The organism is Clostridium sp. C2-6-12, from assembly GCF_009928485.1.
GTDB lineage: Bacteria > Bacillota > Clostridia > Clostridiales > Clostridiaceae > Clostridium.
The window spans coordinates 62,359-76,443 of sequence record NZ_JAABNP010000010.1 but is presented as its reverse complement, the minus strand read 5'-3'; the positions used below and the strand labels follow the sequence as shown (position 1 = coordinate 76,443).

The 14,085-nt window shown below is 29.8% G+C and carries 11 protein-coding genes; 10 read left to right on the top strand and 1 reads right to left on the bottom strand.

The window, feature by feature from the left end:
- Positions 1–162 precede the first annotated feature (162 nt).
- The 10 genes from tpiA to GXK56_RS10230 all read left to right on the top strand — a co-directional run bounded on the left by tpiA (position 163) and on the right by GXK56_RS10230 (position 13,209).
- Positions 163–909, top strand: coding sequence for a triose-phosphate isomerase (gene tpiA, locus GXK56_RS10275; protein ID WP_160687446.1), 747 nt, complete (start codon positions 163–165; stop codon positions 907–909).
- A gap of 292 nt (positions 910–1,201) precedes the next feature.
- Entirely contained in the window at positions 1,202–2,740 is a 1,539-nt protein-coding gene (gene gpmI / locus GXK56_RS10270) for a 2,3-bisphosphoglycerate-independent phosphoglycerate mutase (RefSeq protein WP_160687372.1), read from the top strand.
- A gap of 347 nt (positions 2,741–3,087) precedes the next feature.
- Positions 3,088–3,684 (top strand): protein kinase, encoded by a 597-nt coding sequence (locus GXK56_RS10265; RefSeq protein WP_160687371.1) that lies wholly within the window; start codon positions 3,088–3,090, stop codon positions 3,682–3,684.
- 315 nt (positions 3,685–3,999) lie between these two features.
- On the top strand, positions 4,000–5,295 hold the full coding sequence (eno, locus tag GXK56_RS10260; RefSeq protein WP_160687370.1) for a phosphopyruvate hydratase: 1,296 nt from the start codon (positions 4,000–4,002) through the stop codon (positions 5,293–5,295).
- Positions 5,296–5,498: 203 nt separating this feature from the next.
- Positions 5,499–5,732, top strand: coding sequence for a preprotein translocase subunit SecG (gene secG, locus GXK56_RS10255; RefSeq protein ID WP_160687369.1), 234 nt, complete (start codon positions 5,499–5,501; stop codon positions 5,730–5,732).
- A gap of 487 nt (positions 5,733–6,219) precedes the next feature.
- The gene (locus GXK56_RS10250) at positions 6,220–8,247 is read left to right on the top strand and encodes a sodium-translocating pyrophosphatase (RefSeq protein WP_160687368.1); all 2,028 of its coding nucleotides are present in this window, start codon (positions 6,220–6,222) and stop codon (positions 8,245–8,247) included.
- Between the two features lie 201 nt (positions 8,248–8,448).
- Positions 8,449–9,252 (top strand): phosphocholine cytidylyltransferase family protein, encoded by an 804-nt coding sequence (locus GXK56_RS10245; RefSeq protein ID WP_160687367.1) that lies wholly within the window; start codon positions 8,449–8,451, stop codon positions 9,250–9,252.
- A 123-nt stretch (positions 9,253–9,375) separates the two neighbouring features.
- Complete coding sequence (aepX, locus tag GXK56_RS10240; RefSeq protein ID WP_160687445.1) at positions 9,376–10,674, top strand: phosphoenolpyruvate mutase; 1,299 nt, start codon at positions 9,376–9,378, stop codon at positions 10,672–10,674.
- Between the two features lie 222 nt (positions 10,675–10,896).
- A complete protein-coding gene (gene aepY, locus GXK56_RS10235; protein ID WP_160687366.1) occupies positions 10,897–12,030 on the top strand; it encodes a phosphonopyruvate decarboxylase in 1,134 nt (377 codons plus the stop codon).
- 30 nt (positions 12,031–12,060) lie between these two features.
- Complete coding sequence (locus tag GXK56_RS10230) at positions 12,061–13,209, top strand: 2-aminoethylphosphonate aminotransferase (RefSeq protein ID WP_160687365.1); 1,149 nt, start codon at positions 12,061–12,063, stop codon at positions 13,207–13,209.
- Positions 13,210–13,274: 65 nt separating this feature from the next.
- On the opposite strand, the gene GXK56_RS10225 is transcribed toward GXK56_RS10230, so the two are convergent.
- Positions 13,275–14,075, bottom strand: a complete 801-nt coding sequence (locus tag GXK56_RS10225) for a metal ABC transporter permease (RefSeq protein WP_160687364.1) — start codon at positions 14,073–14,075, stop codon at positions 13,275–13,277.
- Positions 14,076–14,085 lie beyond the last annotated feature (10 nt).

Genomic DNA, 14,085 nt, shown 5'->3' with positions numbered 1-14,085 from the left:
ATTAATAAAATTAGTTTTAGATCAGATATGTAAGTAAATTAGTAATTACTAAAAGTTAAATAAAGAAATTATTTACTTGTGTATGAGAAAAATAATTTCACTAAAATGAAGAAGCTTTTGGCCAAAGCTTCTTCTTAAAATTTTAATTATGAGGTGGATATGATGAGAAAAGCAATTATTGCAGGAAACTGGAAAATGAACAAAACTGTTGATGAAGCAGTTAAAATGGTAGAAGAATTAAAACCATTAGTTAAAGATGCTACTTGTGACGTAGTTGTGTGTCCTACTTTTGTATGTTTAGATGCTGTTAAGAAAGCAGTAGCTGGATCAAACATTAAAGTAGCTGCACAAAATATGCATTTTGAAGAAAGTGGAGCTTTCACAGGAGAAGTTTCTCCAGCAATGTTAGAAGCTATGGGAATTGAATATGTTGTTTTAGGTCACAGTGAAAGAAGAGAATACTTCAATGAAACTGATGAAGCTTTAAACAAGAAAGTTAAAAAAGCTTTTGAACATAATATTACTCCAATCCTTTGCTGTGGAGAATCTTTAGAACAAAGAGAAAATGGAACTACTAACCAAGTTATAGAAGCTCAAATTAAAGTTGATATAGCTGGATTAACTAATGCTCAAGTAGAAGAACTTGTTATTGCTTATGAACCAATCTGGGCAATTGGAACAGGTAAAACTGCTACTGATGAACAAGCTAATGAAACAATTAAAGCTATAAGAGGTATGGTTGCTGAAATGTACGGAGCAGAATCAGCTGAAAAAACTAGAATCCAATACGGTGGATCTGTTAAACCAAACACAATTAAAGCTCAAATGGAAATGTCTGATATAGATGGAGCATTAGTAGGTGGAGCAAGTTTAGTTGCATCTGATTTTTCTGCAATAGTTAATTACTAAGAAAATAAACATATTAAAGGGACTGTTGAATAATGATTTTTTTATCATTTTAAACAACAGCCTCTTTTTTGATATGTCTTTATCTGACAGTGTTTATAAGTTGCAATAAATGAAAAAAAATAATATAATTTAGATAGATAATAATTATCCAAATTATATTAGAAATAGTCACAAATGTGTACAATTTTTATTAAATTAAAGTATCTATATAATTTACAAATTTAATTTAGGAATTTAGAAATTATTATTAATAAAGATATAACTTTTAACAAAAGTATTTGGAGGTATAAAAATGTCAAAGAAACCTGTTATGTTAATGATATTAGATGGTTTTGGAAATGCACCAAAATCAGAAGGAAATGCTGTTACTTTAGCAAAGAAGCCAAATTTAGATAAATTATTTGAAAAATATCCAACTACAGAGCTACAAGCAAGTGGTTTATCAGTTGGATTGCCAGAAGGACAAATGGGTAACTCAGAAGTTGGTCATTTAAATATTGGTTCTGGTAGAATAGTATATCAAGAATTAACAAGAATAACAAAAGCAATTTCAGATGGAGACTTTTTTGAGAATGAAGCTCTTAAGAAAGCAATGGATAATGCTAAAAAGAGCGGAGCAGCTCTTCATTTAATGGGATTATTATCTGATGGTGGAGTTCACTCACACATAGATCATTTAAAAGGCCTTTTAGAATTTGCTAAAAAAGAAGGAGTACAAAATGTATTTGTTCATGCATTTATGGATGGAAGAGATGTACCACCTTCTTCAGGAAAAGAATTCATAGAAAAAGCAGAAGCAATGATGGCTGAAGTTGGAGTAGGTAAAATTGCAACTGTAAGTGGTAGGTATTATGCTATGGATAGAGATAACAGATGGGAAAGAGTTGAACTTGCATATAATGCATTAGTTTTAGGTAAAGGTGAAACAGCAAATAGTGCAGTAGAAGCAATTGAAAACTCATACCATGATAATAAGACTGATGAATTTGTATTGCCAACAGTAGTTACTAAAGATGGTAATGCACTTACTAATATTAAAAATGGAGATTCAGTTATATTCTTTAACTTTAGACCAGATAGAGCTAGGGAAATTACTAGAGCTATTAATGATAAAGAATTTGCTGGATTTAAGAGAGAAACTTTAGATTTAACTTTTGTAACAATGACTCAATATGATAAGACTTTAGAAGGTGTTAATGTCGCATATAGTCCACAAACTTTAAATAATACACTTGGTGAATATATAAGCAGCAAAGGTTTAAACCAATTAAGAATAGCTGAAACAGAAAAATATGCGCATGTTACTTTCTTCTTTAATGGTGGAGTAGAAAAAGAAAATCCAGGCGAAGATAGAAAAGTTATTCCTTCACCAAAGGTTGCAACTTATGATTTAAAACCAGAAATGAGTGCATATGAAGTAACAGATGAGTTATTAAGTAGATTAGACAGCGATAAATATGATATGATAATCTTAAATTTTGCTAATCCAGATATGGTTGGTCATACAGGAGTTGTAGAAGCTGCTGTTAAAGCAATTGAAGCCGTTGATGAATGTGTAGGAAAGATTGCTGATAAAATTTTAGAAATGGATGGTTGTCTATTCATTACTGCAGACCACGGTAATGCTGAAACTATGATAGATTTCTCAACAGGAAATCCATTTACAGCTCATACTACTCATCCGGTACCATTTGCTTGGGTATCAAATCATACTGACAATAAAAAATTAAAGACTGGAAAGCTTGCAGATATTGCTCCAACTATGCTAACTCAATTAGGACTTGAAGTTCCTGCTGAGATGACAGGAGAAAATCTAATAGTAAGCGAATAATTCTAAATTAAATAATATTCTTAGGAAATTTACAGCCTGAAAATAATTTTAAATTATTTTCAGGCTGTTTTATATTTTGCATTATTAAGTAAATAAAAATAGTATATTTTTATTTACTTAACTTTATTAATTTAAAATATTGGTAATTAAATCTGTTACGAGAGGTTGAAGTATTTAATATAAAAAGTAGATTAATTTGTTAATAACTAATGTTTAAATGATATATTAAGTGGATAAAATTATTAATATATTAAATAAACATTATAGGTTGGATGTAGAATTTTATGAAACTGCATAAAATAGATAGAAAAATAATATATTTATAAAAAAGATATAGGATTGATAATATGAAGAAAAACTTCGCATATTCTGTTGATTTTGATGAAAATACAGAAAAATTGTTTAGGGAGGCTGTTTATTTAGGTCAAGGGCATAATGGAATAGTTTATGAATTGCCTGATAAAAAAGCAATTAAAATATTTTTAAAGAAAAAGGTTTGTAATGATGAAGGAAGTATTCTTTCAAGAACAAATGGCTCTAAGCACTTTCCACGCTTATATAAGAAGGGAAAAATGTATGTAGTAAGAGATTTAGTTGAAGGAAAGAGATTGGACAAATTTGTTAAGCATAATGGATTAAGCCTTGAGTTAGTTGAAAAGATTTTTGAATTGCTATTAGAATTTGAAAGGCTTAAATTCAAAAAACTAGATATTAGATGCAAAGACGTTTATGTATTAAGCAATGGACAATTGATGGTAATAGACCCTAAAAAATCATATTCAAGAAATGTTGATTATCCAAGGCATTTAATGAAGGGGTTAAATAAAATAGGTGAGTTAGAAAGATTTTTTGCTGGAATAAAAAATATTGATTCTAAGAAAGCTGTAATTTGGGAATTAAAATTTAAAAGATATTGCGAAAAAGCCAAATTATCAGATATATAATAAGTACAACATAAAAAAATAATAAGGTGAGTACAAGTTTTTAGAGTCATGCATTATGAAATAGTATATTTTAGTGCATGATTTTTTATTTATGTATAGACGTTTTTGAGCAGTAAGCAAATGTTTTAATTATATATGTTATAAAATTATAAATTTTAACATATATAATAATCTGAAAATTAAAAAAAATGAATATTTTTTGTTAAATTACTAATAATATTATGGTAAGTGAAAAAAAGCTTTGCAACTAGCAAAATATGTATTATAATAATATTGATAATAATTCTCAACAAGAAAATGAGGAGGTAAAATTAAATGAAAGATTATTTAGAAATTGTAGACGTAGTAGCCAGACAAATTTTAGACTCAAGATGTTTTCCTACAGTAGAGGTAGAAGTTTATTTAGAAGATGGAACAGTTGGAAGAGCAGCAGTACCATCAGGAGCTTCAACTGGAATGTATGAAGCCGTAGAGTTAAGGGATGGCGATAAAGATAATTTTTTGGGCAAAAGTGTTTTAAAAGCAGTACAAAATGTTAACGACACTATTGCAGAAGAATTAATAGGAACAAATGTATTTGATCAAACTTATATAGATAAGATGTTAATAGAATTAGATGGAACTAAAAATAAAGCAAAATTAGGAGCTAATGCAATATTAGGAGTATCTTTAGCAGTTGCAAATGCGGCTGCAAATGCACTAAATATGCCTTTATATAGATATATAGGAGGAATAAATGCAAAGGTATTGCCAGTACCTATGATGAATATTTTAAATGGAGGATCTCATGCTGATAATTCTGTAGATTTACAAGAATTCATGATTATGCCTGCTGGGGCACCTACATTTAGTGAAGCATTAAGAATGTGTGCAGAAGTATATCATACTTTAAAGAAAATATTAAATGATAAGGGCTATTCAACTGGTATTGGTGATGAAGGTGGATTTGCTCCAAACTTAAAATCAAATGCAGAGGCGCTTGATGTAATAATAGAAGCAGTAGAAAAGGCTGGATATAAAGCTGGAGAAGAAATATTTATTGCTATTGATGCAGCTTCATCAGAATATTATAAAGATGGAAAATATGTATTAGAACATGAAGGAAGAACATTAACTTCAGCTGAAATGGTTGATTTCTTTGAAGATTGGGTTAATAGGTATCCAATAATTTCAATAGAAGATGGTATGGCAGAGGAAGATTGGGAAGGCTGGAAACTAATAACTGAAAGATTAGGCAAAAAAGTTCAATTAGTTGGTGATGATTTATTTGTTACTAATACTGAAAGACTTGAAAAAGGAATAGAACTTGGAGTTGCAAATTCAATTTTAATTAAGTTAAATCAAATAGGTACACTAACAGAAACATTAAATGCAATTGAAATGGCTAATAGAGCAGGTTATACAGCAGTTGTATCTCATAGATCAGGAGAAACAGAAGATACTACAATAGCTGATTTAGTTGTAGCTGTAAATGCAGGTCAAATAAAGACTGGTGCACCAGCTAGATCTGAAAGGGTTGCAAAATATAATCAATTATTAAGAATAGAAGAACAATTAGATGAAGTTGCTGAATACAGAGGAAAAAAAGCGTTCTTCAATATAAAAAAATAAAATATAAACATAATTTATGCTATATAAATTGATAAATGTATAAAATTTTAAGTTATAGGGAAAATTCCCTATAACTTTTTTTAAAAGTTTGATATAATACAAGTAAGCTCAGAAGAATTTTATATTACATAAAGTTGTAATGAATCAATAAATGTGATATTATTTAAATTGTATGTTATTGATCATTATAGGAGGTGTTACCTATGCAAAATATATTATTAGTTTTAGAGGTATTATTAGGAATAGGTGTAGTTATAACAATTTACATGCAACCTAGTAAATCTGATGCATTAAGTGGTTTAATCCAAGGAAGTACAAATGATACGTTCTTTTCAAAAAACAAATCAAGAACAAAAGAAGCTATCCTTATAAGATTAACAGTTCTGTTTATGGCACTTTTTGCAATAAATACAATTGTGTTAAATTTAATAAAATAATAAATCTGAGCTACTTTATTTTAAGTAGCCTTTTTTATAATATAGCTTCTAGATTAACTTATGGACAATTTAAAGGTTAAGAAAGTTTAGTTATAAATATTAAGTTTAAAGTTGAATGGAGTTAAAATAACTTTTGAGTTGCAATCTTAATTTTAGTGAAACCCATTAATAAAATTTGTTGAAATTTTATTAATTTTAAGTAAACGTTTTCTTGAGATTAATAAAGTGAATTGAACTTGTTGACAGAGGATTTAAACTAGAGTGTTTTGTGCATATATTAAAAGAATTTTATAATGAATTATTGAATATATGTATAGGGTGAAGGCTTATCCTAAACAATTGAGTATGAAAAATTTATGTAGAAAATTCTAAGATAGCTTTTACTTATACTAGTTTAGAAAAAATATAGGATAAAATTATATGCTACTTTTACAATAGCCTAATCTTTTATATTATAACCTATAAATTTTTTAAGAGGGGTGAGGGTATGAATTTATTATATGTTACAATTCTAACTGGTATTATTGCTATTTGTGTGGTTGCTTTTTTGATTAAGGATATTTTGAATAGGGATGCTGGTAACGAGAGAATGAAAGAAATCTCTGGTTACATTGAAGAAGGAGCAATGGCATTCCTAAAAAAAGAATATTCGTATTTAACTTTATTTATAGTGGTTGTAGCATTGACTATTATGATATTTTTAAATATTAAAACAGCAATAGCATTTGTAGCAGGAGCCTTATGTTCGATTTTATCAGGATATATTGGAATGAGGATAGCTGTTAAGGCTAATGTAAGGACAGCAGAAGGTGCAAAGCATAGCATAAAAGATGCATTATCAGTTGCATTTTCAGGTGGGACAGTAATGGGGCTATGTGTAGCAGGATTAGGGGTAATAGGACTTGGTATTTTTTCTATTTTATATGATTTAAATGCAGAATATATTACAGGTTTTGGACTTGGTGCTTCTTCAATTGCACTTTTTGCAAGGGTCGGAGGTGGAATCTACACTAAAGCAGCCGATGTAGGAGCTGATTTGGTTGGTAAGGTTGAAGCTGGTATACCAGAAGATGATCCAAGAAATCCAGCAGTTATTGCTGATAATGTTGGAGATAATGTTGGAGATGTTGCAGGTATGGGAGCAGATTTATTTGAGTCATATGTAGGCTCAATAATTTCAGCAATCACACTTGGAGCTGTACTTGCTAAAAATTTTGGGAATGATGTAATAATATTTCCTTTAGCATTATCTGCAGTTGGTATTATAGGTTCACTGATGGGTATAGTATACGTAAGAGCTTATAAAGGGGACAATCCTCAAAAAGCTTTAAATGGTGGAAGTGCTATTTCAGGGGGAGTAGTTCTTATAGCAGGATCTATATTATGTCAAGTTCTCCTTGGAGAAATAAAAATGTTTTATCCAGTAATAGCAGGACTTGTTGTAGGCTTATTGATTGGTAAAATTACTGAATTTTATACTTCTGCAGAGTATAAATCAGTTCAATTTATTTCGAATGAATCAAAGACTGGACCAGCTACCAATATTATAGCTGGATTATCTGTTGGAATGAAGTCAACTGTTGCTCCAATATTATTAATAATTGTTGGGATAATAATATCTTATTTTGCAATTGGAGGTGCTAAAGATGCTAATCTTGGATTATATGGTATAGCACTTGCAGCAGTAGGAATGTTATCAACAACAGCTATAACAGTTGCAGTTGATGCATATGGTCCTATTGCAGATAATGCAGGCGGTATTGCGGAAATGTGTGATCTAGATAAGAGTGTAAGAGAAATAACAGATAAGCTTGATTCAGTGGGAAATACAACAGCGGCTATAGGTAAAGGATTTGCTATTGGATCAGCAGCACTTACAGCTTTAGCACTATTTGCATCCTACTCTCAATCAGTAAAGCTACAAACAATAAATTTACTTGATCCATTAACTCTAGTTGGAGTATTACTTGGAGGTATGCTGCCATTTCTTTTTGCAGCTTTAACAATGCAATCAGTAGGCAAAGCGGCTACCCAAATGGTAGAGGAAGTAAGAAGACAGTTTAGAGAAAAGAAGGGAATATTACAAGGAACAGAAAAGCCAGATTATTCAAAATGTGTTGAAATTTCAACATATGCAGCATTACATGAAATGATTTTTCCAGGAATATTAGCAATTGTAGTTCCTTTAGCTACAGGATTGTTGCTTGGAACAGAAGCTTTAGCTGGATTAATAGGTGGTGGAGTAGTTACAGGAGTATTAATGGCAATAATGATGGCAAATGCAGGTGGTGCATGGGATAATGCTAAGAAATATATTGAAACAGGCGTCCATGGTGGAAAAGGAAGTGATCCTCATAAAGCAGCTGTTGTAGGAGATACTGTAGGAGATCCGTTTAAAGATACATCTGGTCCAGCGATGAATATATTGATAAAATTAATGACAATTGTTTCAGTAGTATTTGCACCATTAATAGCTCAGTATGGTGGTATATTAGTAAACTTATTTATGAAATAAATAAAAATACTGTTCATATCTTTTATGATATGAACAGTATTTTTTTGAAAAAATTTTCCATGAACATGTTGTTTTGAACAATGAAAGATGGTAATATAATTATGTTCAAAAAATGAACCTAAAATTAATATTGCAGTAAAGATAATAAGTAATTAGTGATACATGGAATTAACTTGTAAGTGGAAAGGGGAATGAAAATTAATGGGAAAGATAAAAACAGCTGTGATTTTAGCAGCAGGTATGGGATCAAGATTACAGGATATAACTAATGATTTATTACCAAAAGGCCTTATAAAAATAAATGGTAAAAGTTTAGTTGAAAGATCTATTGAAAAATTAAGAAGTTTAGGAATTGAAAAAATTTATATAGTAACAGGTCATTTGAATGAATTTTATGATGAATTAGCAAAACAAAATAATTACATTGAAACAAGAAAAAATAGAAAATATAAAGCAACTGGAAGTATGACATCATTGTCTATATTAGAAGATGAATTGAAAGAAGATTTCTTATTACTTGAGAGTGATCTTATATATGAAGTATATGGATTAATAAAAGTTATTAATTATGAAAAAGAAGATTGTATTTTATTAAGTGGACAGACTAATTCAGGGGATGAATGTTATGTTGAAGTTAGAGAAGATAATTTATATAAGATATCTAAGAAGCGAGAGGAAATTGATGAAGTATACGGAGAATTAGTTGGAATATCAAAAATATCTCTTGAATTATACAAAGAGATGCTAAGACAATATAAAGAATTTAATTCTAGAATTAATGACTATAGAAGCGAGAAGAATTTTTTTGAGATTTCAAACAAAAAAGCAAAGAAATATGATTATGAAGATGCAATATTTGATGCTGCTAAGAAGAGACGAGTTGGATATTTAAAGGTTGAAAATTTGGTGTGGGGAGAAATTGATGATAAAAGTCATCTTGAAAGAATAAAAAAAATTGTATTACCTAAGTTAGAAGGAATGGCAGAAGAAACGATTAGTTTATAAATAATAAATAAAATAAGAAAATTTAATTTATGAGCATAGTGGTAAAAAAATAAAAAAATGAACTAAATTTGAAAAATTATAATTTATTTAAATAAAAAATATTTATATTAGGAGATGTTAATGATGAAGAAAGTTTATGTTGCTATGAGTGCAGATATAATACACCAAGGTCACCTAAATGTATTAAATGAAGCAAGAAAGTTTGGAGATATAATTGTAGGATTACATACAGATGAAGTTATAAGAGGTTACTGGAGAAATCCTATCATGAAGTATGAAGAAAGAAAAGAGGTAGTAAGCAATATTAAAGGAGTAATATCTGTAATTCCTCAGGAGAGCTTAGATCAAGTAGAAAATTTACTAAAATTAAAGCCTGACTATGTACTTCATGGGGATGATTGGAAAGAAGGTTCTCAAAAGGAACTTAGAGAAAAAGTTATAGAAGTAATAAAGGAATGGGATGGAAAGCTTATTGAGGTACCTTATACCCAAGGAGTTTCTATTTCAAAATTAGATGAAGAATTAGCGCAAATAGGTACTACTCCTCAAATGAGGATGAAAAGTCTTAAAGAATTAATTTATTCAAAAAAACCAGTTAGGATCCTTGAAGCTCATAATGGGTTAACTGGACTTATCGTTGAAAAAACTAAAGTGGAAAGAGAAGGAAAGATAAAAGAATTTGATGGCATGTGGATTAGTTCTTTATGCGATTCAACTGCAAAGGGAAAGCCAGATATAGAATTAGTTGACTTAACTTCAAGACTAAATACAATTAATGATATTTTGGAAGTAACAACAAAACCAATAATTGTCGATGGAGACACCGGTGGACAAATTGAACATTTTGTTTATACAGTTAAAACCTTAGAAAGACTTGGGGTTTCTGCAATTATTATTGAAGATAAAACTGGTCTTAAGAAAAATTCATTATTTGGAACAGAAGTAGAACAGACTCAAGATAATGTTGACCATTTCTGTGACAAGATAAGAGCTGGAAGAGAAGCAAGAGTAACAAGTGATTTTATGATAATTTCGAGAATTGAAAGTTTAATTGCGGGAGCTGGAATGGAAGATGCTATAAATAGGGCTAAAGCATATATTCAAGCAGGTTCGGATGGAATAATGATTCACAGTAAAGAAAAGGATGGAAAAGAAATTACTGAATTCTGCAGGAGATATAATGAATTTGAAAATAAAGTTCCATTAGTAGTTGTTCCAACTTCGTATAACTTTATGACAGAAGAACAACTGGTGGAACTTGGTGTAAGTGTAATTATACATGCAAATCATTTAATAAGAAGTGCTTATCCTGCTATGGTAAATACAGCAAAGAGTATATTAGAGTATGGAAGATCTAAGGAAGCATCTATGAATTGTATGCCAATTAAGGAGATACTTACTTTAATACCAGGAGGAATGTAAGTCAGTTAAGAGTTAACAATTTACAGTTAGCAGTTGATGGGATGTAAATTGGTTAATAGTTTAGGAGAAAACTCACAGAGATAATTCTATAATATGGATGCTTGGTTTTCATTTGTGGGGATTTTCGTTAAATAAGTAATGATTAAGTGGAAAAAAGATATTGAAAGAAATAGAGAAATGGTTAATGGGGTTGAGAAATTTAGTTTGTAGGAGTTGAAATAGATGATTAAAGTTAAAGCTTTTTATGATGAATTGCAGAAGAACGATATAGAATTTTTTACTGGAGTGCCGGATTCCTTATTGAAATCATTTTGTGCTTTTATTAAAGATAATGTTAATTGTGATAAGAATATAGTTTCAGCCAATGAAGGGAATGCTATAGGTTTAGCAGCTGGATATCATTTGGGAACAGGGAAAATAGGACTTGTATATATGCAGAACTCTGGTATTGGAAATGCAATTAATCCTCTTGCATCTTTAGCAGATAAATTAGTTTATAGTATACCTATGCTTTTAGTAGTTGGATGGAGGGGGGAACCAGATAAAAAGGATGAACCTCAACATAAGAAACAAGGATTAATTACTATTGAAACCTTAGATCTTTTGGAAATCAAGTATCAAGTTTTGGATCAAAATACAACTAATGATGAAATGAAAGCAATGATAAATAAAGCCTATAAGCATATGAAGGTAAATAATGAACCATATGCATTGGTGGTAAAAAAAGATACTTTTGAAGAATACAAATTAAAAAATAATATTGTTAATAATTTTGAAATGACAAGAGAAGAGGCAATAGAAACAATAATTAATAATATGAGTGGAGAAGAAGTAATTGTATCTACTACAGGAATGGCATCAAGAGAGTTATTTGAACTGAGAGATAAATACGAAGAAGGTCATAATAGAGATTTTTTAACTGTTGGATCTATGGGACATGCTTCGCAAATTGCTTTGGGAATAGCCTTAAGTAGTAAGGACAGAGAAGTATATTGTATAGATGGAGATGGTGCTTTGTTAATGCATCTTGGGGGATTAGCTATAATAGGAAATCAAAAACCTAACAATTTTAGACATATATTAATAAATAATGGGGCACATGATTCTGTGGGGGGCCAGGAAACAGTAGGGTTAAAAATTGATGCACTAGCTATAGCTAAAGCATGTGGATATAAAAAATGTTATTCGTGCACTTCCAAAGAGGAGTTGGTAAAACTATCAAAAGAATTAACAGGAGTAGAAGGACCAATATTATTAGAAATTAAAGTTAAAAAGGGCGGAAGAAAAGATTTAGGAAGACCTAAAACAACACCAATAGAAAATAAAGAAGCCTTTATGAAATTTTTAAATAAGTAAACAGGTCACTTTGATAATGGAGGGTTGAAAATGGAAATTAAGAGAAACATATTGCTAAATCCAGGACCGGCAACAACTTCAGATACAGTGAAAATGGCACAAGTGGTGCCTGATATCTGTCCAAGAGAAAAGGAATTTGGAGATGTTATGGAATTTATATCAAAAGAACTTACTAATTTTGTTGGTTCAAATGATAATTATAAAACTGTATTGTTTGGTGGATCAGGAACGGCTGCTGTTGAAGCAGTGATAAGTTCAGTTGTTGGTGAAGACATATTACTTGTAATTAACAATGGAGCATATGGAAAAAGAATATGTGAAATGGCTGAAATATATAGCTTGAACTACATAGAATATAAAAGTTCAGGGATAGAAGAAATAAATTTAAATGAGTTAGAGGTACTTATAAAAACTTATAATTTAAACGGAAACAATGGTGGTAAAAGGATAAGTCATTTAGCTTTAATTCATCATGAAACAACTACAGGAATACTAAATGATGTTCAAGCAATAGGGGAACTTTGTAGAAAATATAAAATAGAAATGATTGTTGATGCTATGAGTTCTTTTGCAGGAATTCCAATTGATATGTACAAAATGAATATAGAATATTTAGCTTCTAGTTCAAATAAATGCATACAAGGAATGGCAGGAATAAGTTTTGTAATAGCAAATAAAGAAGCATTAGAGAAAACTAAAAATATTAAACCAAGGAACCTTTATTTAAACCTATATAAGCAATATTTATATTTTAAAGATAATTACCAAATGAGATTCACTCCACCTGTACAAGTATTATACGGGCTAAAACAAGCTATAATTGAAGCAAAAGAAGAAACTATTGAAAAGAGAAATGAAAGATATAAAGAATGCTGTAAAATTCTTTGGGAAGGATTAGATAAACTTAATTTAAAGAAATTAGTTTGTGAAGAATCATCTTCTAAGCTATTAACTTCAATCATTGAACCCAAAGCAGAAGGATATTCATTTGAAGAGTTACATGATTATTTATATAATAGAGGATTTACAATTTATCCTGGAAAAATAGCTTCTGAAGACACTTTTAGAATAGCAAATATTGGACAAATTTATCCAGAGAATATGATTAAATTTATAGAATTATTAGAAGAATACTTTGATCAGTTAAGATCTCGGGGTTCAGAGTTCAGAGTTATTTAGAGTAAAAAACCATTCTTAAAATATAGATGTTTATACTTTAAGAATGGTTTTGCTTTTTATAAGTGCTAGTTTTCGTAATTTAAGAATCTTGTAACGACTAAAGTTAATAATAAAAATATAACTGAAGTTAATGCAATAGTTCCGCCTGGAGCACTATTTATATAATAAGATAATACAAGACCAATCATAACATCTAAGAATCCAAATATGATTGCAAAAATTAAAGTTTTATTAAAGCCTTTTTTTAATTGCATAGCTGTTGCTACAGGGACAACAATTATAGAAGAAACTACAAGGATTCCCATTACTCTTATTGAAAGAGAAATTGTAGCACCAACAAGTAAAGTGAAAATATAATTTACTAATTTTACATTAATACCTGCTGTTTTAGCACTATTTTCATCAAAAGTCACATAAATTAACTTGTTATAAAGAAATAAGAGAATTAATAAACAGATTCCACCTACTATTGCAATCATCCAAATATCTGATTGAGTTACAGTAAGAATACTTCCAAACAAAAATGAATCAACCTTAGCTGACGCTTTTCCACTGCTTATTAAAATAATTGCTATACCTAAACTTAAGGTTAAAACAATTGACATTACCAGTTCGGCATATTTTTTGTAGTAAGTTCTAAGTGCTTCTATAACTAATGCGCACACACTTGTAAATAAAAATGCGGTTAATAGAGGGTTTACACCTATAAGAAGTCCAATTGCAACACCAGCAAAGGAAGAATGAGATAATGTGTCTCCAATCATGGAATAACGTCTAAGCACAATAAAAAGCCCTATAAAAGGACAAAGTATAGAAACAATAAAACCTGCAATAAATGCATTTTGCATAAAACCTAAGTCAAACATATATTATACC